Genomic DNA, 19,861 nt, shown 5'->3' on the forward strand with positions numbered 1-19,861 from the left:
CAGACCACTCCTTTCCAGTTCGCCTGGAACCCTTCCGGCGCGAGGCCCGCGAAGGCGTCGTCGGACCGCAAGCTGAGCCGTCAGTCATCCCAGAGCCGGAGACCGCGATAGGCCCTCGCCCCTTGCATGCCCCTGTGGGCGGACCCCGGCCAAGGGCTCACTGCTGCCGGTCTTCGCGATGAAATCTTCGACAGCCGCGCAGGTGCCGCCGATGTCCTCGTTCAGGATTCCGTGCCGGCCGGAGGGTATCCATCGCAGGGTCTTCTTGTCGGCCTGGAGCCTGTCGAAGATCTGCTGGGCGCTCGAAGGATCGACGACAGGATCGTCATCCCCCTGCAGGACCAAGGTCTCAGCCTTTATCTCCGGCAAGCGCTTCTGCAATTCCGCGGTCATGGCCCTGAGCTGGTGCAGCGCATAGATCGGCACGTTGTGATAGTTGATATCGGGGTGTTCGGCCTCGTACTCCACGAAGGTCGTGGCGCTGTCGACATTGGGTATCCAGCCCGCCAGCCTATTTATTCCCTGCACCAGCGGCACCAGCGCCAGCTTCCGGTTCCGGTAGGCCAGCGGCGCCGACACGGAGGCGACCCCGGCGAGCTTGGCGGGCCGCTCCGCCGCAAGGATCAGGGACAGGGCGGCGCCCGCGGAGAACCCGACGACGACGATCGTGTCGGCAAAGGCGGAAAGGATCCGATAGCCGCCGCGAACCGAGGCGAGCCACTCGCCCCAGTCCCGGTTCTTGAGGTCCCAGGGCGAGGTGCCGTGGCCCGCGATGCGAACGCCCATCACCGCGTAGCCCTGCTCCTTCAGGTGCTGGCCGAACTGGGCGAGCTCGGCCGGCGACGCCAAGAGGCCGTGCACCAGAAGAACGCCTTTCGCCCTGCGCTGCTCGCAGCCCAAGAGGAAGGGGGCGCCGCTTTCGGTTGCCGTCTCCGTCTCGTTGACCGCGCGGTACCGCTCCGCCGAAAAGTGCTGGCGATTCCATTCGTGGGCCCGAAGCTCGTCGTCGAACAGATAAGCCGCCAGATTCTGCTCGGTGATCTCGCCGATCCTCTTCAACGCCCTTTCGGCTCCAACGCGCACGGCGGGAATGGGGGCCGCTTCGTTCGTGTAGACCAGGATCGGGTTTTCGAGGCGGACCTCATGAAATCCCTGCGGATGACGAAGTTTCTCGAGAAACTCGTAAGCCTCTCCGGCTTTCCGCAACAGACCCGCAGCGCTGCAGGTCTCCAGGAACCGCTCCAAGTCGCGGCATTCGCCGTCGAGCAGCCCTCGGTAGCGGTCGGGCCAACTCAGGCTGCGATGCAGGTGCACGCCCTCTATCGCCTGCAGCTCCTTCAGCGCCACGTAGAGCGCCCTATGGAAGTCGGCGACGCCTATCGCCATGTGCCCCTGCGCCAGCCTGGAGGTGATCAACTGCGACGCCAGGTGGCTGAGGTTGATGGAGGTTCCCACGTAGAGGGCGCGCATGGTCAGATCGCGCAAGCGGGTCGCCTCGGCCGAGAGGCTCTTTACCAGCACCCTTTCGGTGAAGGTCTCCGCGTGATCGCGCAGGCTAAAGAACTGTTCGAGCGAGTCGACCTTCAGGAAGTACCTGTTGAGCAGCCATTTCTCCCAGAACGACCATTTGCGGTCCGGGCTGATCGGCGGGTTCAGCCGGATGTCCATGTCCGTGTCGCGGAGCACGAGGTTGCCCTCGATGAGGAGCTCTTCCGCCGCCTTCTGAGGCAAGTCCTTGGCCAGAAGCGAGGCCATGCGGCTGAGGGCGTTCTCTTGAATGCCAAGCGGGTAGAAGGTGATGGTCGAGGGGACGATCAAGGTCGGCTCCCGCGCCCTGGTGAGCAGCTGCTGCTCGTCTTCCAGGCCGAGCGCTTCCACCCAGCGGCCAAGGCGGGCCGTATCACCCTGCTTGTGGAGCTCCAGGATACGTTTCTTGAAGATATCCAGCGTCAGGGCCAGAACGGCAGCGCCCCGATGGTGGCCGCGAGGCTGCGCTGCGCTTGGGAACTGAATGCCGTACTTGTCTTCGCCGATCAGGACCCTCCGGTCCTTGACCATGCCCCCTTCCGGGAATACCGAAACCTTCCGGCCCCGAAGCACTTCCGCGGCGAGGAACGCGAGCAGGCCGGGTTGATTGTTCGGAACCACGCCGAGCCCGCGCAGCAGCTTATCCAGCCACTCGTTGGCCGTGAACAGCCGATGATCGGCGATCGAGCGGGTAAAGGTCCCGGTGTGGCGATAGAGCAGGTAGGGAGGAAAGACGGTCTCGAAGCGGGCGAAATGATTGAACAGGAATATGTGGCCCTGCTGCAGCAACTCGGTGTCCGGATGAACCTTGATGTTCAGTCCAAGCCGGTCCCTCAGGGCTTCATAAAGCCAGCTGCACCATTTGTAGTACTCTTCCCTGATCTCGAACTGGCCAGATTCAGTGTCGAACACCACAGCACCCTCATATCGGCACCCGAAACACAACCTTAGCTTACACTAATATTGTGTCGCCCCTGTCACTTATTCGACAGGTTTCTTGGGATGCAAAGGCGGACCACCGGAATGCGCGGCAGCGCCGCCACAAAGAGGCCGCAGAGGGTCCGTCAAACCGCCCGCGAATGGCGCGTCTGGCTTTCGGCGAGGTAGGCGTCGAAGGCGGCAGCGATGTGCCGAAGGAACCGCCGCGCCTCTCCTGAAATGCTCAGCTTGCGCCCCTGTCTGGTCAGCAGACCGGCAGCCTCCAGCTCCGCCGTCTTGCCAAGAGAGGCGTCCAGGAAGTCTTCGGGAAAGCCCCACTCCCGGCAGAGGGCGGCCACATCCACTTGCCTGGCGGACATGACCCGCTCGATCACCGCCTGGCGGAGCTTGTCTTCCCGGCTGACCGGCAGCCCCCGCCGGCAGGGCAAGCGTCCCGCCTCCAAAGTCTTGATGTACCCGCCGATGTCGGGTTCGTTCTGGACGAAACCCTGGGGCAGGAAGCCGATGGCGGAAGCGCCGATTGGCAGCAGCAGATCCGCGGAGTCCGTCGTGTAGCCCTGAAAGTTGCGGCGCAGCCGCCCTTCCCGCCACGCCTCGGCCATGGGATCGCCGGGCCGCGCGAAGTGGTCCAGGCCGATGGGCAGGTAGCCCGCCGCCTTCAGCAGCTCCGCCGCCAGCTCGGCCTGGGCCAGACGCTCGGTCTCGCCGGGCAGCGCCGCCTCGGGGATCAGCCGCTGGTGCTTTTTCATCCAGGGAACATGGGCATAGCCGAACACGGCCAGACGGTCCGGCTCCATCGCGACCGCGAGCTCCACCGTGCGCCGTAGCTCCGCCTCGCCCTGATAGGGCAGGCCGTACATCAGGTCGAAGTTGATTCCCGATACGCCGGCGGTGCGCAGGCGGCGCAACGCCCCGGCGACCAGTTCAGGGCTCTGTACGCGGTGGATCGCCTCCTGCACGCGGGGCGAAAAGTCCTGTACGCCGAAGGAGGCGCGGTTGATGCCGGTGGCGCCCAGCGCTTCGACCAGATCGTCGGAGAGCTGGCGCGGATCGATCTCAATGGCGAGTTCCGCGCCCGGCGCGACCTCGAAGGCATCGCGAACCGACCCCATGATCGCCGCGAAATCTTCCCCCGACAGGATCGAGGGCGTGCCGCCGCCCCAGTGCAGATGCGTGAGACGGGGCCGCTCCAAGAGCCGTTCGCGCAGGAGCGCCAGCTCCCGCTTCATGGCGGTCACGTAAGGGCGCAGGCGCTCGTACCGGTTCTCCACCTTCATGTGGCAGCCGCAGTACCAGCAGAGGCTGCGGCAGTAGGGCACGTGCAGATAGAGGGAGTGGTCCAGACCCGGCGGAATCGCGCCCAGCCAGGCCTCATAGTCCTCCGCCGCAAGCGGCTTGAAGTGGGGCGCTGTGGGATAGCTCGTGTAGCGCGGCAGGTTCCGCGCCGCCAGCGAGATGAGGGTCTGCGTGTCTTGGGTCCGGGCGTTCATAGCCCTCTTCTAGACCGGATCGCACGCCTCCGGCCTTGAGCCAAGTCAAATAGAGCAGTCCTTCATTTCTTCGTCTGAAGGCAAAACCGTCACTTGATCCAGGTCATGGAGCCCGCGCGCCGGCCGGGGACAATAAGAAGGATCAGCGACAAGCTGGATGCCAGGCCAACCGGCCAGCATCCTTCGGAAGGGAGGCGAGAGGAAGATGCCAAAGCTTGAATGGTCAGAACGGTTGAGCGTAGGCGTCCCCGAACTCGACGAGGACCACAGAACGCTCATTCAGATCATCAACAACTTGCGGGGCTACAAGGAAGGCGAGATGCGGCCCAAGGACATCGACCGCTGCCTGAAGGCGCTGGTGCGCTACGCCGAATGGCACTTCGCGCGCGAAGAGCGCGTCATGGCGGCCTGCGGCTACACGTCCCTGCCCGGGCATCACGAGGAGCATGAGCGCTTCGTTGCGGAGTTGGCGGAGGTCGCCCGCAAGTTCCGGGCCGACCCCGAAGGCGCCAGCGATCTGGTGGGAGAGGAACTGCAGGGCTTCCTGGAGAACTGGCTGATCAAGCACATCCTGGTCGTGGACATGGACTACAAGCCAGTGGTGGCGGGCAAGCGCGCCGCCAGCGACGCCGCCAAGTCGCTCAAGGGCTCGGAAGTGCAGCGCATCACCATCTGAAGCGCTACTTTCCGGTCTTGTTTCACTTCGGTCCGCGCTGATCGATAAGGAGAACGCGATGACAAAGCCACTGAACGAGTTACAGCTCGACCACGCCAACTTCATGAAGCTGCTCGCCGTCCTGGAGCAGGAGCTGTCGGTGTTCGAGCGGGGAGACCATCCCGATTACGAGATCATCCTGAAGATCGCCGACTACTTCGCCGACTATTCCGAGCGCTTTCACCACCCGCTGGAGAACGCCATCTTCGCGCAGCTGAAGGAACGCGACCGGAAAGCATCGGAGAAGGTCGGCGATCTGGAGCGCGAACACGAGCAGGCCACCGAGGAAGTCTCCGCCTTCAAGGAGGCCGCCGAGGCGGTCCTGCGGGAAGCGGAGATGCCCAGGGAGACGTTCGAGCAGCGCGTGAGGCGCTTCATCGACAAGGAGCGCGCGCACATCGCCATGGAAGAGCAGGTCTTCTTCCCCCAAGCGCGCACGCTGCTTCGAGATGAGGACTGGGACAGCATCACCTCCGGATTCAGCATGGGCAAGGATCCGCTCTTCTCAAGCGCGAGGAAGGCCGAGTTCCGCGATCTGGCTGACCTTATCCAGCAGTGGGAGCGCGAGGCGCAGGAGGCGAGAGCGGGCGCCCTCGGCTAGAGAAGACCAGCTCCCTCCCCTCCCAGCTCCGTCTTTTCGGGACGGCCTTGTCGGGGCTCTAGGCCTTCAGGTGAACGCCGATGCGCGGGAGCCCCCTGTTTGCTCCCGCTTGGCCCGCGGTCAGGGGCCGTGCGATGCTGCCCCCTAAGAAGCCTGGAATACCGTGGGAGACAGAAGATGATACGAAAAACCCTGATCTATATCTTCGTTCTAGCCGCAGCTTTTCATGTCGCGCCCGCTCAGGCCCAAAAGGCGGATGACGGGATGCAGGACCTGCTGCGCGATCTCGATGCCCTGATCGAGCGCGGAGAACGGGAGGGCTTGGCCGATCCGTGGTTCCTCGACGACCTGCGCTCGCTCTCGGCACGCTACGGCCAGACCTGGCCGGTCGTGCTCCTCGATCACCGCTTCGATTCCCAGGGCTCTTCGCCCAAGGCGCCCTGGGCGGTCCGCCAAGGCAATATGAAGATGGATTGGTCCCGTGGCCTGCGCTCACAGGTCGAGCGTTCCTCGGGCAACGCGCAGAAGAGCGACGAGGAGCTGGTGGGCGAGATCGTCGGCGGACTTCTGGGCCAGGCCCTGGGCACGCAATCGAACCAGACAAACAATGCGGATCCGAGCGAACCCGCGCTCGCGCTCGCCGAGCTCGGCGTCACCAACGCGTTCCAGATTGAAACCACGATGAGCGCGCGCCCCCTGGCCGGTACAGACGGCGGGGGCATGGATATCGGCGTCTACCAGGGGGCGAACGCCGGCTACCGCCTGGCGCTGGAGCCCTCGCAGGGCGGGGGCGGGAGAGTTGCCCTGCTCGCGGTCTCCTCGCGCGGTTCAGTGCGCAGCCTCGCCTCGGCGAACCTCGAACGCGACCTGCTCACCGATGAGCCCTTCGTGGTTCAGTGGTCGCGCCGGCCCGACGGAAGCATGAGCGTAGAACTGGCCGGTGAGCCCCTGCTGGCTGTCCGCGACAACTCCTTCCGCGATCCTTTCGACGGTCTGCTCATCGGCAATCGCGGCGGGGACTATGCCGTTCGGCAGATGACCGTGCGGGGCAGGTAGGTTGCCGATCCAGGGACCTAGCCGCGTCCTCGATAGGCGGGCACGCCTCGGTCGGGGATCCATAGGCCCTCAGGGGGCTCGCCGGTCTGATAAAAGACGTCGATGGGCATGCCGCCGCGCGGGTACCAGTATCCGCCAATGCGCAGCCATTTCGGTTCGATGGCCTCGATCAGCCGATTTGCGATCATGACGGTGCAGGCCTCGTGAAACGCGCCGTGGTTTCGGAAGGAGCCGAGGAAGAGCTTCAGCGACTTGCTCTCCACCAGCCACCGGTTCGGCAGATAGTCGATCACGAAATGGGCGAAGTCCGGCTGCCCGGTCATGGGGCAAAGCGAGGTGAACTCCGGTGCGGTGAAGCGCACGAGGAAATCCGTTCCGGCGTCCAAGTTCTCGACGCGTTCGAGCCGCGCGGCCTCCGGCGAGGCGGGCAGCTCGCTGCTGCCGCCAAGCTGGGTAAGCCCGCTGTAGATATCCTTATCCGTCATGCAGCCGGACCCCTGGATGCTCTCCTGTCCGCATCCAGGAACGCCGCCTTGGCATGCGCTATGTCCCACGGACGTTCGGAATGCGTCTCCGGGTCCCACTCCAGGCGGGGCGTGGGCGGGTCGAAGAAATCTCCGCCGTAGACGTGAAGCGCGCAGGACCTTTTGCCTGTCGGGTTCACAACCGAATGGATGATGTCCTTGCCGAGCGTGGCGACTTCTCCCACGCCCAGCGATTTGGCCCCGGCCGCCTCGATGCCGTCTTCGCTGCGCCGCCAGAAGATGTTGTCCTCCCGGCCCGAATAGAGGCCGACCACGGAGAACATCTCGTGGTTATGGGGAAAGAGCGTCATGTGGGGCGCCCAAACGAAGGAGATCACGGTCAGGTCCGGTGAGCGGTAGAGCGCCTCTATCCCCGCTTTCGTCGGCTCTCCAAGCTCAGCGAAGATGGCAGAGGGGTCATCAAGGGCTTCCAGGACCTGTTCACGGATCGCCTTCTGTCCCTCCAGGCGGGCCGCTCGGCACTTCTCGATGAAACGTTCCTTGGTGAACTTCATGGCGAACCTCCTGCTCCGGGAGAGGGGGCATGATGATATCCTCAAGAGGCGCGGTCCCGGTAGCTGGAATGATTGGAAGCGTCCGCTTCTATCAGGGCATGACCACCAAAAGCCGAGGACTTTGATGTCGTCCTCTTGCCCCAGATCAATGCGCGCTGCCGGGCGCCCGTGAGACAAACGGGCGAATGTCACAGTCAGAAGGAGCGGCGTCATGTCTATAGCGAGAAGCCTCGCAACCATCGGGACGATGCTTCTGGGGTTCAGGGCCTCTGAGGCACTTGCCCAGCCGACCCAAGCACCCTTCTACGGGCCGCATATGGGGGACGGGCCGTGGCACGCTTGGTTCCTCGGCCCCCTCTTCATGATCGGATTCTTCTTCCTCGCCGCCCTGATCGTCGTGCTTCTCGTCCGCTGGCTTGTCGGGGGGCATGCCAGCGGGGGACAGGGGCACGGCGCGGCCGATAGCCACCGCAAAACCCCGGTTGATATCCTCAAGGAGCGGTTTGCCAAGGGCGAGATCGACAAGGAGGAGTTCGAGGAGCGGCGACGCGTTCTAGAAGACTGACGCGACCGAGGCAGATCAACCCCGACAGCCCTCCGGGCGACCATCGCGGCGAAGCCCTGGAGCGCCGAGGTTGCGGCTCTGTGCCCGCCACCGAACTCTAGTTCTGCATGCGCACGCCGTCGTCCCAGCGGAAGCCGATTCCTCCGCTCTGCCACACCCCTTGCGTGGATGGGCGGGGGCCATGGATGTTCAGATGGAGCGGCAAGCCAAAGTCGGGCGCCAGGTCTTGCACGCCGCGAACCGTGCTGCGGTGCATGATACGCAAGCCCTGCTCTTCCGGCGGCAAATGGGCCTCGGGCGAGGCGCGATGCGCAACGGCCAGATTGTCGATGAAGACGCAATCGTTCTCCTGGTACTCGTAGCCGATGGCGTAGCCGTCCTCCAAGCCGGCGTTGAGGATGTCGTTGTACTGGTGGCAGAGCTGCTTCAGTTCCGTAGCGTCCAGAAGCCGGAACTCATCCTTATCCGGCATCTTCTCAATCACGGCCCCCGTCATTCCGAGGTGCAGCCAGATGCACTTCTCCTGGGATAGGGGATGCCGGTGGACGACCGGATGGACGACGCCGGTGGAGGAGTTCACCGACGACAGGCGGCTCCAGAACTCCTTTCGCTCATCCGGCAAGGCCCTGTAGGCCGCCCCCTGATGGGCAAAATAGGTTCCCCCTCCTCTCTCTGCCGGCCGGACGATGTGGTAACCGGAGTGGGAGAAGGTGTCCGAATTGAAGCTGCCGTCATTGTGCCACTGCGGTCCAACCCCCGGGATGCCGTGGCGGCGATCGTTGGACAGGCGGAAGATATGGCGGTTGCCGCCTGGCGTCGCGGGATGGACGCCGTGGGTGCTGTGCAATTCCTTGCCGCCCCACCAACAACTCGCGCGCAGGAAGTCCTCGGCCTCCAGTTGTTTGTCGCTCTTGAAAACCAGGAAACCGCGGAAAGCCATCTCCTGTTCCAATGCTTCGAGGAGCTCGGCGGGGGGCTCCGTCTGAGACGTCAGATCAACGCCCCGAACCTCTGCCCCTACAGGGTCGATGGCAGAGATTTCGGCACCGAACTTCTCGATGATGGCAACGCGCGTCGGATCCAATGGCGGAAGCTTCGACGTGTAGCTGTTCAAGGCTGACCTCCTTCCCTTGAGTCCAATGTAGGAAGGACCGCAGTCTCGTGAAAGTGCCCCCCCAGACACGGCGGGCTATGGTCCCGCTCCATGAAGACTGGAAGGACATGCATTGCCCGCAGGCGAAAACCATCCCATCTCTTCGGCTATGACGGACGACCTGATCAGACCTAGATCCTTGGACAGAAGGCGCCTGCTTGCGGGCGCGGGATCGCTTGCAAGCTGCGCCTTCCTGCCCGCCTCGCCCAAGACAGCGCGTGCCGCGACGACAGCGCCAGCCCTGCGCAGGATTCCCTCCAGCGGCGCACAGATCCCAGCGGTAGGCATGGGCACCTGGATTACCTTCAACGTGGGTGATGACCCGGTCCTGCGGGACGCCCGGACGGAGGTGATGCAGGCTTTCTTCAAGGCCGGCGGGCGGATGATAGACTCCTCACCGATGTATGGCTCCTCCCAACCGGTGATCGGTCACGGCCTGGAGTCCCTGGGGCGTCCGGCGGACTTTTTCGCCGCCGACAAGGTCTGGACCTCATCGCCCGATGAGGGGCCCGAGCAGATCGAACGGTCACGCAAACTCTGGGGCGTGCCGCAGTTTCAGTTGCTGCAGGTCCATAACCTTGTGGCCTGGGAAGCGCATCTTGAGACCCTTGAGGCGATGAAGGAAGAGGGCCGCCTCCGCTATCTCGGCATCACGACCTCGCACGGCAGGCGTCATTCGGACTTCGCGCGAATCATGGATCGGAAGGAACTGGACTTTGTTCAGTTCACCTACAACCCGGTCGACAGAGAAGCTGAGCAACGCCTGCTGCCCTTGGCCCGCGAAAAGGGCATGGCCGTGATCGTCAACCGGCCCTTCCAGCGCGGAGCGCTCACTCGCCGTTTAAGAAGCGAGCCTTTACCCGATTGGGCGGAAGCGATCGGCGCGGAGAGCTGGGCCCAGATCATCTTGAAGTTCATCCTCTCGCATGAAGCCGTGACCCTCCCCATACCGGCCACGACCAAGCCCGAACATGCAGAAGAGAACTTGCGGGCGAGCGCTGGCCCCTTGCCGGATGGAGCCTTGCGCAGACGCATTGCCGAGACCATTGGGGCGCTGTGATCAATAGGCGTCATGGACCAGATCTGGACCTACAGACCGGAAGATTTCTTGCTCTTTTCGCCGGATGTCTATAGCCGGCTTTTTCTGCTGCACAACGCTGACTTTTGGTGGATCGCGGCTGTCCCCTTGGTCTTCACCGCGATCTTGGGGAGCCTGCTTGGGAGAAGCGGTAAAGAGCGCTCCCCAGCAACGATGCTCGCGCTGGCTCTCGGAACCGGTTGGATCGCCGTGGGCGCGGCCTTCTTTCTGGTCAGCTACCGAAGCATCAACTGGACGGCCCCCTATGTCTTGCCGCTCTTTCTCGCCGCAGGCCTGCTGCTGATGGCAGCCGCCCTTCGAGGGCGGTTTACAGGCAGGGTGTCCCCGGTCAGGCGGGCTGCCGGAGGGGCCCTGCTCCTCTATGGCTTCGTCTTCCACCCCCTGCTGTTGCTGCTCTTGGGCAGGCCCCCCGCCCAGCTCGAATTCGCCTTCTTGGCGCCCGACCCGACAGCCATCGCAAGCTTGGGCCTGTTGCTCTTCGGGACCGGTTGGCTCTGCCGGTCGGCATTTCTGCTGGCGCTGATCTGGTGCGGCCTATCCTGGCTTACCCTGAACACCCTTGGATTGGCGGAGGCGCTCTTGCCGGCCGGCGCGGCCCTTCTCGCCATGGCGTCGGCCGCCTTGGGGCGGCAGGGTTCGTGAGTGGCAAAAAAAGGTGAAACTTTTGCCCTTGGCCCAAGGCTCCCTCTCGAAGGGACCTAAGCCGGCCGCAAATCTGCTAGAGTGGGAGCCGTGCATAAATCCAGGTCCACCGAGGTCTAGAAATTCCATGCGGCTGAGTGCTCTGCGCCTCTTCGCTTTGCGTCTTTATCGCTCAATATGGTTCCTACCAAGCGCTTATGCCGCGGCATCGGTGCTTGTCCTGGCGCTTGCCCCGGTCTTCGGGGAGTTGATGCCCAGGGGGGCCGAACGGCTGCTCACAGCCGAAGCGCTTGAGACAATCCTGAGCATCCTGGCGTCCAGCATGCTGGCCGTGGCGATTTTCTCGCTGGGGACAATGGTGTCTTCCTTGGAGGCAGCGGCAAGTGCCGCAACACCGCGTGCGAGGGTGCTCCTGACCCAGGACCGCACGGCGCAAAGAGCCATCTCCACTTTCATCGGCGCCTTCATTTTCAGCATCCTTGGGATCATCGGTTTGTCCACGGGCATCTACGATGCCCCCAGCGCAGCCTGTATCTTCATCGCCACGATCCTCATGATCATCATCGTGATCGTGATGCTGATTTCCTGGATCAAGCGCCTGTCGGAGATCGGCGGCGTGGGCGAAGTGGTCAAACTCGTGGAAAAGGCAACCAAGGCAAGCCTTGCCGACCTCGCCAACGACCCCTTGTATGGCGGGGTCCCTTGCCGTAAAGCGCCGGAAGAAAGCCATGCGGTGCCCCTCAAAAGACCGGGATACGTCCAATACATCAACGCCGAGTCTCTCACCGCCTTAGCCGAGAAGGAGGCTATCGACCTATATCTGGTGGGCAGGCCGGGCGACTACTACGCGGAAGAGAGCCCGATACTCCATTCGAGCAAACCGCTGGAGGAGGAGGTTCTCGAACGGGCGCGCGCATGCTTCGTGATTGGGGACGAACGCACCTTCGAAGCGGATCCACGCTTTGGTCTACTGACCCTCTCCGAAATCGCCTCTCGGGCGCTTTCCCCGGCGGTGAACGACCCTGGCACCGCCATCCATAGTCTGGATGCGACTGTGCGCGTCTTCCGTAAGTTGGTTCAGTCGACAGATCAAAGGGACGAGAAGGCCGCTCGGCGCTCGGAGCGCCTGCATGTTGTCCCCGCCGACAGCGCAGCCTTCATTCACGATGGTTTCCGCGCGATCGCCCGCGATGGAGCCGCGCATAGAGAGGTTTGCATTCACTTGCAAAAGAGCCTCGCCGAGGTGAAGTCCCTCGACACCAAGACATTCGGCGAGATAGCGGAAGATATGAGCCGGGAGGCGATGAAGCGTGCGGAGCACGGGGGTCTGTTCGCTGAAGATTTGGACGCCTTGGCGAACACCCGCAAGGAGTTGGGGCTGAAGGATTGACGGCGATCCGCCTTTCCTTCGCTGGGCGCCGCTCTGTCGTTGGCCCGGTTCAGCCAAGGCACGCCATTCATTCGGCCATTTCCTTCGGGCTGTGCATGCCTTCCTTCACCCCAAAGCGTATCAGCAGGACGTTGACTGGATAGGCGGCCAACAGACCCAAGCTCAGGGATACCGCCATTGAGGTCCAAAAAAGCACCTGGTCCATGGTCGCCCCCTTGGACAACCAGATGTCACTGCCGATCGCAACCACTTCCATCATCGTTATGCTTGCCGTCTCGCTGGCAAAAGCATCCCAAAGAGCGGTCTTCAAGGGCACGCCGTCTTGCATCAGCGGCCCCACGGTAAGGGCGTAGCCGAAAGCATAAGCCAGGACGAAAGTGACCCCGGCCACCCACCAAGTCGTCAGGCTCAGCATGCCGACCGTGATCATGATCCCGACGACCTCACCCAGACCGCAGCCCGAGTAGCAATGCGCGGTCGAGCGCGCGCCGCGGCGCCAGATGCTGTCGCGTCTGATCTGCTTGCGGCCGGTGGTCCAGTAGAGCGCCAGTCCCAAAGGGCCTGAATAGAAGACCGTCAAGAACCAAACAAGGCGCATCAGCCCCATGATCTCAGGGTTTCTGACCCTCAGGTCGTAAAGCAGCACAGCAAGGCAAACGGCCGTCAACGCCACCCATGCGATCAGCAGCGCTGGATTCGAGAGTGGAGCTGTCAGCGTCTCGTGCATGGAGTAGTTCCTTCCCAAAGACATCTTCAACGGTGGACGGCGAGCACGGCAATGCGTTGGCCCATGGACACTGGCGCAGCCTCCGAACGGCAACCCTCCTAGGCACCCAGAAAGCGCTTACGCCTGATCCCTAGGATAAACGCTCGACAAGTGACGCCTTAGGCAGGCGCCGAAATATCGACTTGTTTTCCAGGGAGGATGAGCCGCTTCTTGTCGTACATGGGCGTCTCGCACAGCATTCCTGAATGAAGCTGCCCGTCGGTGCATTCGACTTCAACCTTGGCGCCAGGCGCCTGTTCGGCAGAGTTCATCCAAACAAAGGCCACCCCGCACTCCAAGAAGGGCAACCAAGCGGTTGTCGTAGAGGCCGAACTCAGGGTCGAAGGGGAGTTCCTGATAGACCAGGGGATGCGGCATCATGGTGCGCATCAACTCCACGCGGTTCGGTCCCTCGGGTGACACCGCCTTCACGGCGAATCGGACTTCCTCGGGGGCGCTGCATGCTTTCTTCCTCCAGACGTTTCCTTTTTCCGTCTCACGATGGGAGGAAGATTTTCCGTCTCCACTCCATCGGGAGACCTGTCTCTCTTAAGGACTCATGTGGAGGCTTAGAGGGCTTGTTGAAACCCCTTCTGGCAGCACCCCGGGGCGCAGCCGCCAATCAAGCCGGCAGGACGGCGACCCCGACCGTATCCCGATCGGGGCCATCCTTGATAAGGAAGGCGAAGGCGATCCTGCAAAGCATCGATCGCCTTCCTTGCCGTCTTGTCGATCAACTTCGCCGCTGGCTCTGCCTCTCAAGGATGGTTCATCCAGAGGGCTCCAATCCGGCGGCAAAGCCTGCTTCCCAGAATTTTGGCGGACTCGCGAATGAGGGAGCGAGGATTGCAGGGTTCAGGAAACGTCTCCGCTGCCGGCGGCGCGCTTGCGTCCTGAGAACATGGCGGCCACGAGATTCTCCCGATGCCTGATGCTGGCGAGGAGCACGCCGCTCAGGTGCAGCAACACAAAGACCAAAAGCAGGTTCGCCAGGGCTTCGTGGCTTTCTTCGAGCCATCCCGCCCCCCAGAAAGCATCGGTCGTGTATAGCCAACCCGTGACGGATACCGCCAGAAGCGTCGCCAGCATCAGGAGGATCATGGCGCTGCCGGCCGGATTGTGGCCCAGAAAGCGCTTCTCACGGCCGCGCAGAACGTCACCCAGATAGCTGAGGACCGCTCCCGGCCGCCTGACGAACTGGCCGAACCGCGCATAGCGTGACCCGACCAATCCCCATAGCAGCCGGAACACGACAAGCCCGGCTGCGGCGTATCCCGCCCAAATATGCAGGCTTTCGATGTCCTCAGCAGTAACCCAGGCCACCAGGAAGCTGGCGGCCAGGGACCAGTGGAAACCCCTTACCAAAGGGTCCCACACCTTTACGGTTTCGGTCATGGAGCGCCCCGTCAGTCTTCCTGCACCACGGTGAAGGTCTTGGGATCGAAGTAGATCTCGGCGCGGCGGCCGTCGGCAGTGCGCCCATAAACCTCGTAGCAGCCATCGTCGACCTTGATCCGCTTTACTTCCTGCCAGCCTTCATCGACCAGCTTCTGGCGGAGCGCCTCTTGGGGCTGCCACTCGGACTGAGGGACGGAGCACTTTTCGCTCGCCAGCACTTCGCCGGATAGGGACGCGCCGGCGATCAAGGCACTTGTGGCGGCCACAGCGGCCAGCAACGCGTAAACTTTGGTTCTGTGAGAGTGCGGAGCCTTCATGGGTCATCCTTCCTTTCCTGTGGAACGTTGTTCGAGACATTGGCAAGAGCTCCGTTTGGAGCGCACACTCGGCTTTCTAGGCGCCCAGCCTGACGAGAGACTGAAGCGAGTCGCGATTCTTCGTCAGCTTGGCGTAAGGCAATGCGGCTAGAATCGAAGTTTCGAGCTGAAACGCTCGCGACGGCGAACGAGGGGTGATGCGCATTCTATTGGTGGAAGACGAGCCGGGACTCGGCTGGGGTGTGCAGGATCACCTGAGCCGCCAGGGCAACGCCGTCGACTGGGTAAAGAGGCTGGACGAGGCGGAATTGGCTTCGCGGGCGGTCGAGTATGGCGTGATCCTGCTCGACCTTCATCTGCCTGACGGACTGGGCCTCTCCTTCCTGCGCACCCTGCGCGAGCGCGGGGACAAGACCCCGGTGGTCATTCTCACCGCGCGCGATCAGGTGCGCGACCGCATCGAAGGGCTCAACGCCGGCGCCGACGACTATCTGGTCAAGCCCTTCGACCTGGACGAACTGACCGCGCGCATAGCCTCCGTGTCCCGGCGCTACGCGGAGAATCCAAGCCCCTTTGTGCAGATCGGTCCCCTCAAGATCGACCAAACGAGCCGCCGGGTCCTGCACGGTGAAGACTCCATCACCCTGACCGCGCGGGAGTGGGCCGTGCTCGAACTGCTGATGCAGAGCCGAGGCGCCGCGGTTCCGAAGGCGCGGATCGAAGAGGCGCTCTACGCCTTCGGCGCCGAAATCGAGAGCAACGCCGTCGAAGTCTACGTAAGCCGCTTGAGGCGCAAGCTGGGAGCCGACTGTATCACGACGCTTCGCGGCATCGGCTACCGCTTGGACGGCGCCTGAAGACCATGGCGCGTTGGAGCATCACCCGGCGATTGATCGGCTTTCTCGCCATTGGTCTTGGCACGCTGTGGCTGATCGCGGTCTCCGCCTCCCTGCTGACGGTCCGGCATGAGATCGACGAGGTATTCGACAGCGCGTTGCAGGAAACCGGCCAGCGGCTGCTCCAACTGGCGTCGCTCCAACTGGCGGAGGACCCGGCGAACCTGCGCGCAGTCGGTGGGGAGCCCGCACGCTTCGCGGAGCATGACGAGTACATCCTCTATCAGATCCTGAGCCCCTCCGGCGAAATCCTGATCCGCTCCCACGACGCGCCCCGTGAACCCCTGTCCGGCCTGGAGGCCGCCGGCTTCTCCGACATCGAGGGTTACCGGCTCTATAGTCTGACGACCGTTGACGGAGCGCTGACGATCCATGTCGCCGAGGACACAGAAGAGCGCAATGAACTGATCTTGGAGAGCCTTGTCTGGCTCGTGACCCCGCTTCTGGCGCTTCTGCCGCTGGCAAGCCTGCTGGTCTGGGGAGCGGCGCGCCGCGCCGCGCGACCGCTGGCCAATGTCCAGCGGGAGATCGGCGTCCGCGACGGGCTCAACCTGACCCCTGTCCCCGATCAGGACCTGCCGCGCGAACTAGCCCCGCTGGTGCAGGACGTGAACCGGCTGCTCGAACGGCTGGAGCACACGCTGCAGGCCGAGCGGAGCCTCGCCGCCAACAGCGCGCATGAACTGCGTACGCCGATCGCCGACGCGTTGGTGCAGGCGGAAGGCCTTCTAAGCTTCATCACGGACGAGAACGCACGCAAACGCGGCCTGCGGCTCCACGACGCCCTCAAGCGCCTTTCACGCCTCGTTGAAAAGCTGCTCCAGCTCTCGAGAGCGGAAGCGGGCATCGGGTTCTCAGCGGAGGCGATGGACGCCATGCCGGTGATAGAGTTGGTCGTGGATGAACGTGCGCGGCGGGTCGATGCGGGCGGGCGGATCGTCTTCGATCGATCCGGACGGACGAGCTTCCCCTTGAAGGCCGACGTCGACGCCCTGGGCATCGCCCTCGGCAACCTGATAGAAAACGCCATGGTCCACGGCGATCCTTCGCTGCCGGTCAAGATCAGCTTGCCGGACCCTGGGCATATTAGGGTCGTCAATGCCGGACCGGCGGTCCCCCGAGACCGGCTGGAAGCACTGAGGCGGCCCTTCGAGAGAGGGCGCGAGAGTGGCCCTGGCACCGGTCTGGGGCTGGCGATCGTGGAAACGATCATGGGTCAATCAGAAGGGCGCCTCACCCTAACTTCGCCTGCCCAAGGCCGGGACGACGGCTTCCAAGCCGATCTGTTCTTCGAGGTTCCCTGAGGGCATCTATAGACGCCGAGTTAGCCTCCCGCACTTTCTCGACCTTGTTCAGCTTGCTGTCAGTTTGGCGCGTTAGCTTCCAATCATTGGAGGGCGTGGCGGTCGCGTTGCGCATTTGCCTTCCCCCCCTTCGCGCGCCGCCCGCCGCTCCAAACTGACAACAGAGGATACCCCTCGCCATGAGACCCAGGACGATCAAACCGCAGTTTCTCCCGCTGTCGGCCGCTCTGCTCGCCGCGTCGGCGGGACTCTTCCTTCTACAGCCTATGGCCCCCGGCTTGGCGGCCGGAGTGCCCAGTTCCCAGGAGTTGAACTTCACCATCCTGCGCGACGGCGACGAAGTCGGAAGTCATGTGATCCGCTTCGATGGGCAGGCGGACAATCTTGAGGTCGACATCGCAACCGATGTGGCCGTGAAGCTGCCCCTGGTCGGCATTACGGTCTATCACTTCAAGCATCGGGGACATGAGCTTTGGACCGATGGAGCCCTCCAGGAGCTTGACTCGACAACCGACGACGACGGCACGGAACACGCGCTCTCGGTGGAGCGGCGCTCCAACGACCTGATCGTCAAGAGCGACGTCACCGACGCCACCTACGAAGGCTCGATCGTGCCCGCCAGCCTCTGGAACGATGCGCTGCTTCAGCGCGCTTCCCTTCTGAATACCCTGGACGGGAGCGAGATGGCGGTCACCGTGTCCGACCTGGGCATGGACAAGATCCAGCGTCATGGAAGGACGGTCGAGGCTCACCACTACAAGATCGATGGCGAGCTGAACCGCGAGGTCTGGTATGACCCCGAGGGTGTCCTGGTGCAGGTGCGGTTCGCGGCCAAGGACGACTCGGAAATCCAGTACGTTCTTGAATGAGCGGCATCCCCTCCACAGCGCCGGCTGCCGTTTCCTCGAAGCTCCTGCGCGTCGAGCAGGTCGGCCCGGACCACCCGCTCCGGCAAGAGGTCGAGGCGATGGTGCGTTCGGTCTATGCCGCCTCCTACGCCGCCAACGTCAGCAGTTTCCCGCACCGGATGCTGGCCGTGCTCTCGCCCTGCGGTCAGCCGCTTTGTGCTGCGGGAATCCGTGACTGTCAGAGCGGATTCTTCTCGGAATGCTATCTGAGCGACAGCGTCGAGACGGAGATATCCAGGCGGCTCTGCCGCCCGGTCGCCAGAGAGCAGGTCATGGAGGTGACGACGCTGGCCGCATGGCGGCCGGGTTTCGCCTTCGGCCTGATCGACTGCGCCATACAGTTGGGGCGCTCGGAAGGCATCCTCTGGGGCCTCTGCACGGCCACCGCCCCCCTTCGGCGCAGCATGGCGCGGATTGGCGCGCCGCTGCTCGAACTCGCCGATGCGCAGCCTGAGAAGGTCAGCGAACCCTGGCTTTGGGGATCCTATTACGACTTGAACCCAAGGGTCTGCTTGCTGCAAGACCCACAGTTGCGGCCTCCCTTCCGGCCAACTCTTCCCGCCCTGGTGGCGGGCAACGACGAACTGCGGGGCCAAGAAGATGCATGAGCTCTTCAATGCCCTGGATCGTCATGCCCGCAGGCATCCTGAAAAGACCGCGTTCGAGGACGATAGCAAGCGCCTGGGCTACGGAGCCCTCGCTTCCGAAGTAACCGCCCTCGCCCGGCTGCTCCCGCCTGGAGCCCGCACCGTGGGGATCGCCGGACTGGCGGGCCTGGAATGGGTCGTTGCCGATCTGGCCACAACCCTCACAGGCCGCAGGGTGGTTCCCCTGCCGCCCTTCTTCTCTCCGGCCCAGACGCGGCATCTCTGCGCCGACGCCGGGGTCGACCTGCTGCTCCTCTGCGGCGAAAGGGAGCCCCCGGGCGCGCCGCCGGAAATCCCGCGTCTGCCGGTGACACTTGGCAGAGCGGGCGGCGGCTTGCGCATGCCCCGCTATCCCGGCGGCGCAGACCGCGTCATCTACACATCCGGCACCACCGGCGCGCCGAAAGGCGTGGTTCATGGCGACCGCCAACTCAGCCATGCCATGAATGCGTTGGCCGCCGCGTCAGGCGCCTCGGAAGCGGACAGACACTGCAGCGCCCTTCCCTATGCCCTGCTGCTGGAGCAGATTGCCGGCGTTTTCCTTCCGATGCTGGTCGGGGGACATGCCTTTGTGTCCGCCCGGGCCATAGGCGCCGCCCTCGCGGGCGACTGCTCGCCGCTTCTCGCTGCTTTGAATCTGCGTCAGGCGACAAGCACGGTGCTGGTTCCCCAGTTGCTCACCGGCCTCCTCGCCACTCTCGCCGCGCAAGGCGGCAAGGCGCCGGCCAGTCTGCGTCTGGCCGCCTTGGGCGGCGCCCCGGCCATGCCCTCGCTGCTCAAGAAGGCCCGCGCCCATGGCTTTCCCCTGCGCTATGGCTACGGTCTTTCCGAAGCCTGCTCGGTTGTCGCGCTTCAAGAGGAAGGGGCGGAAGACGATGGGTCGGTGGGACCGCCGCTTCCCGGCGTTCGGGTGACCGTGGAGGATGGCGAGATCGTCGTTGCTGGGGATGGTGTCATGCAGGGCTACCTGGGCCAGCCGCCGCTTTCGGTTCCCCGTCATCCGACTGGAGACACCGGCTGGATCGACTCGGAAGGCCGCCTCTGGGTCAGCGGCCGCAAGGACCGTGTCATGGTCTTGTCGAACGGTCGGAACCTGTCACCCGAATGGCTTGAGGCGGCGGCTCTCACGGACCCCCTGTTCGCCACCGCGCGCGCGAGCGGCCACGGACAGCACCGCCCCCGTTTGATGCTGGTCGTGCGGCCACAGGTCCTTGGCCGCCTGCACGAAGCCCCTCCGCACAGCCTCCACAGGCGCATCGAGGCTTGCTTCGTTGATCTTCCGGCCTACGCAAGGCCCGGGGAAGTGGAGCTCCGCTGCGACCCGAACGGCCCCAGCATGATGACATTGCGGTTCGACCCTGCCGAAACCCCGCGGGTGCGCGCGGCTTCCTGAAGAGCCTTCCCGCGAC

At 63.7% G+C, this 19,861-nt stretch carries 21 protein-coding genes; 12 read left to right on the forward strand and 9 right to left on the reverse strand.

Features of this window, described 5'->3' with window-relative positions:
- Positions 1 to 84: 84 nt before the first annotated feature.
- Positions 85 to 2,439, reverse strand: coding sequence for an alpha/beta fold hydrolase (locus tag P8X75_06560; protein MEJ1994862.1), 2,355 nt, complete (start codon positions 2,437 to 2,439; stop codon positions 85 to 87).
- Between the two features lie 152 nt (positions 2,440 to 2,591).
- Positions 2,592 to 3,956, reverse strand: coding sequence for an oxygen-independent coproporphyrinogen III oxidase (gene hemN, locus P8X75_06565; GenBank protein ID MEJ1994863.1), 1,365 nt, complete (start codon positions 3,954 to 3,956; stop codon positions 2,592 to 2,594).
- A gap of 205 nt (positions 3,957 to 4,161) precedes the next feature.
- On the opposite strand from hemN, the gene P8X75_06570 reads away from it, so the two are divergent.
- From P8X75_06570 to P8X75_06580, 3 genes are all read left to right on the forward strand, one after another.
- Positions 4,162 to 4,632 carry a hemerythrin family protein gene (locus tag P8X75_06570; GenBank protein ID MEJ1994864.1) on the forward strand — a complete coding sequence of 157 codons (471 nt, stop codon included), beginning with the start codon at positions 4,162 to 4,164 and terminating at the stop codon, positions 4,630 to 4,632.
- 58 nt (positions 4,633 to 4,690) lie between these two features.
- Positions 4,691 to 5,272 carry a hemerythrin domain-containing protein gene (locus P8X75_06575; GenBank protein MEJ1994865.1) on the forward strand — a complete coding sequence of 194 codons (582 nt, stop codon included), beginning with the start codon at positions 4,691 to 4,693 and terminating at the stop codon, positions 5,270 to 5,272.
- A gap of 177 nt (positions 5,273 to 5,449) precedes the next feature.
- Positions 5,450 to 6,328, forward strand: coding sequence for a hypothetical protein (locus P8X75_06580; protein ID MEJ1994866.1), 879 nt, complete (start codon positions 5,450 to 5,452; stop codon positions 6,326 to 6,328).
- Positions 6,329 to 6,345: 17 nt separating this feature from the next.
- Here P8X75_06580 and queF read toward each other — a convergent pair whose 3' ends face one another.
- Both queF and P8X75_06590 read right to left on the reverse strand, forming a co-directional pair.
- Positions 6,346 to 6,813 (reverse strand): preQ(1) synthase, encoded by a 468-nt coding sequence (gene queF / locus P8X75_06585; GenBank protein MEJ1994867.1) that lies wholly within the window; start codon positions 6,811 to 6,813, stop codon positions 6,346 to 6,348.
- Positions 6,810 to 7,367, reverse strand: a complete 558-nt coding sequence (locus P8X75_06590; protein ID MEJ1994868.1) for a cysteine dioxygenase family protein — start codon at positions 7,365 to 7,367, stop codon at positions 6,810 to 6,812. The genes queF and P8X75_06590 overlap by 4 nt, the downstream gene beginning before the upstream one ends.
- 211 nt (positions 7,368 to 7,578) lie before the next feature.
- Here P8X75_06590 and P8X75_06595 point away from each other — a divergent pair, with 211 nt between their 5' ends.
- Positions 7,579 to 7,932, forward strand: coding sequence for an SHOCT domain-containing protein (locus P8X75_06595; GenBank protein MEJ1994869.1), 354 nt, complete (start codon positions 7,579 to 7,581; stop codon positions 7,930 to 7,932).
- 97 nt (positions 7,933 to 8,029) lie between these two features.
- Here P8X75_06595 and P8X75_06600 read toward each other — a convergent pair whose 3' ends face one another.
- Positions 8,030 to 9,046 carry a TauD/TfdA family dioxygenase gene (locus P8X75_06600; protein ID MEJ1994870.1) on the reverse strand — a complete coding sequence of 339 codons (1,017 nt, stop codon included), beginning with the start codon at positions 9,044 to 9,046 and terminating at the stop codon, positions 8,030 to 8,032.
- Positions 9,047 to 9,194: 148 nt separating this feature from the next.
- Between P8X75_06600 and P8X75_06605 the strand changes: the two genes are divergently transcribed.
- From P8X75_06605 to P8X75_06615, 3 genes are all read left to right on the forward strand, one after another.
- Entirely contained in the window at positions 9,195 to 10,145 is a 951-nt protein-coding gene (locus tag P8X75_06605) for an aldo/keto reductase (protein ID MEJ1994871.1), read from the forward strand.
- A gap of 12 nt (positions 10,146 to 10,157) precedes the next feature.
- Entirely contained in the window at positions 10,158 to 10,826 is a 669-nt protein-coding gene (locus tag P8X75_06610) for a DUF6064 family protein (protein ID MEJ1994872.1), read from the forward strand.
- 127 nt (positions 10,827 to 10,953) lie between these two features.
- Positions 10,954 to 12,216: a DUF2254 domain-containing protein gene (locus P8X75_06615; GenBank protein ID MEJ1994873.1), complete on the forward strand. Its 1,263-nt coding sequence runs from the start codon at positions 10,954 to 10,956 to the stop codon at positions 12,214 to 12,216.
- A gap of 67 nt (positions 12,217 to 12,283) precedes the next feature.
- On the opposite strand, the gene P8X75_06620 is transcribed toward P8X75_06615, so the two are convergent.
- The 4 genes from P8X75_06620 to P8X75_06635 form a co-directional block, all read right to left on the reverse strand.
- Entirely contained in the window at positions 12,284 to 12,943 is a 660-nt protein-coding gene (locus P8X75_06620; protein MEJ1994874.1) for a DUF4396 domain-containing protein, read from the reverse strand.
- A gap of 273 nt (positions 12,944 to 13,216) precedes the next feature.
- The gene (locus P8X75_06625) at positions 13,217 to 13,414 is read right to left on the reverse strand and encodes a hypothetical protein (protein ID MEJ1994875.1); all 198 of its coding nucleotides are present in this window, start codon (positions 13,412 to 13,414) and stop codon (positions 13,217 to 13,219) included.
- Between the two features lie 423 nt (positions 13,415 to 13,837).
- Entirely contained in the window at positions 13,838 to 14,377 is a 540-nt protein-coding gene (locus P8X75_06630; protein MEJ1994876.1) for a cytochrome b/b6 domain-containing protein, read from the reverse strand.
- 11 nt (positions 14,378 to 14,388) lie between these two features.
- Positions 14,389 to 14,646 carry a PepSY domain-containing protein gene (locus P8X75_06635; GenBank protein MEJ1994877.1) on the reverse strand — a complete coding sequence of 86 codons (258 nt, stop codon included), beginning with the start codon at positions 14,644 to 14,646 and terminating at the stop codon, positions 14,389 to 14,391.
- A 248-nt stretch (positions 14,647 to 14,894) separates the two neighbouring features.
- Between P8X75_06635 and P8X75_06640 the strand changes: the two genes are divergently transcribed.
- The 5 genes from P8X75_06640 (at position 14,895) to P8X75_06660 (ending at position 19,845) form a co-directional block, all read left to right on the forward strand.
- Positions 14,895 to 15,554 carry a response regulator transcription factor gene (locus P8X75_06640; protein MEJ1994878.1) on the forward strand — a complete coding sequence of 220 codons (660 nt, stop codon included), beginning with the start codon at positions 14,895 to 14,897 and terminating at the stop codon, positions 15,552 to 15,554.
- A 5-nt stretch (positions 15,555 to 15,559) separates the two neighbouring features.
- On the forward strand, positions 15,560 to 16,897 hold the full coding sequence (locus P8X75_06645) for a sensor histidine kinase N-terminal domain-containing protein (GenBank protein MEJ1994879.1): 1,338 nt from the start codon (positions 15,560 to 15,562) through the stop codon (positions 16,895 to 16,897).
- A gap of 179 nt (positions 16,898 to 17,076) precedes the next feature.
- On the forward strand, positions 17,077 to 17,766 hold the full coding sequence (locus tag P8X75_06650; protein MEJ1994880.1) for a DUF6134 family protein: 690 nt from the start codon (positions 17,077 to 17,079) through the stop codon (positions 17,764 to 17,766).
- Positions 17,763 to 18,413, forward strand: a complete 651-nt coding sequence (locus tag P8X75_06655) for a thermostable hemolysin (protein ID MEJ1994881.1) — start codon at positions 17,763 to 17,765, stop codon at positions 18,411 to 18,413. Before P8X75_06650 ends, P8X75_06655 begins: the two co-directional genes overlap by 4 nt.
- The gene (locus P8X75_06660; GenBank protein MEJ1994882.1) at positions 18,406 to 19,845 is read left to right on the forward strand and encodes an AMP-binding protein; all 1,440 of its coding nucleotides are present in this window, start codon (positions 18,406 to 18,408) and stop codon (positions 19,843 to 19,845) included. The genes P8X75_06655 and P8X75_06660 overlap by 8 nt, the downstream gene beginning before the upstream one ends.
- Positions 19,846 to 19,861: the final 16 nt, after the last annotated feature.

The organism is Limibacillus sp. (assembly GCA_037379885.1).
Taxonomy (GTDB): domain Bacteria; phylum Pseudomonadota; class Alphaproteobacteria; order Kiloniellales; family CECT-8803; genus JARRJC01.

Excerpts from the sequence above, each read along its gene's own strand:
- hemN (MEJ1994863.1), bottom strand. The coding sequence starts at position 3,956 with ATGAACGCCCGGACCCAAGACACGCAGACCCTCATCTCGCTGGCGGCG.
- P8X75_06570 (MEJ1994864.1), top strand. The coding sequence starts at position 4,162 with ATGCCAAAGCTTGAATGGTCAGAACGGTTGAGCGTAGGCGTCCCCGAA.
- P8X75_06575 (MEJ1994865.1), top strand. The coding sequence starts at position 4,691 with ATGACAAAGCCACTGAACGAGTTACAGCTCGACCACGCCAACTTCATG.
- P8X75_06580 (MEJ1994866.1), top strand. The coding sequence starts at position 5,450 with ATGATACGAAAAACCCTGATCTATATCTTCGTTCTAGCCGCAGCTTTT.
- queF (MEJ1994867.1), bottom strand. The coding sequence starts at position 6,813 with ATGACGGATAAGGATATCTACAGCGGGCTTACCCAGCTTGGCGGCAGC.
- P8X75_06590 (MEJ1994868.1), bottom strand. The coding sequence starts at position 7,367 with ATGAAGTTCACCAAGGAACGTTTCATCGAGAAGTGCCGAGCGGCCCGC.
- P8X75_06595 (MEJ1994869.1), top strand. The coding sequence starts at position 7,579 with ATGTCTATAGCGAGAAGCCTCGCAACCATCGGGACGATGCTTCTGGGG.
- P8X75_06605 (MEJ1994871.1), top strand. The coding sequence starts at position 9,195 with ATGACGGACGACCTGATCAGACCTAGATCCTTGGACAGAAGGCGCCTG.
- P8X75_06610 (MEJ1994872.1), top strand. The coding sequence starts at position 10,158 with ATGGACCAGATCTGGACCTACAGACCGGAAGATTTCTTGCTCTTTTCG.
- P8X75_06615 (MEJ1994873.1), top strand. The coding sequence starts at position 10,954 with ATGCGGCTGAGTGCTCTGCGCCTCTTCGCTTTGCGTCTTTATCGCTCA.
- P8X75_06620 (MEJ1994874.1), bottom strand. The coding sequence starts at position 12,943 with ATGCACGAGACGCTGACAGCTCCACTCTCGAATCCAGCGCTGCTGATC.
- P8X75_06630 (MEJ1994876.1), bottom strand. The coding sequence starts at position 14,377 with ATGACCGAAACCGTAAAGGTGTGGGACCCTTTGGTAAGGGGTTTCCAC.
- P8X75_06640 (MEJ1994878.1), top strand. The coding sequence starts at position 14,895 with ATGCGCATTCTATTGGTGGAAGACGAGCCGGGACTCGGCTGGGGTGTG.
- P8X75_06645 (MEJ1994879.1), top strand. The coding sequence starts at position 15,560 with ATGGCGCGTTGGAGCATCACCCGGCGATTGATCGGCTTTCTCGCCATT.
- P8X75_06650 (MEJ1994880.1), top strand. The coding sequence starts at position 17,077 with ATGAGACCCAGGACGATCAAACCGCAGTTTCTCCCGCTGTCGGCCGCT.
- P8X75_06655 (MEJ1994881.1), top strand. The coding sequence starts at position 17,763 with ATGAGCGGCATCCCCTCCACAGCGCCGGCTGCCGTTTCCTCGAAGCTC.
- P8X75_06660 (MEJ1994882.1), top strand. The coding sequence starts at position 18,406 with ATGCATGAGCTCTTCAATGCCCTGGATCGTCATGCCCGCAGGCATCCT.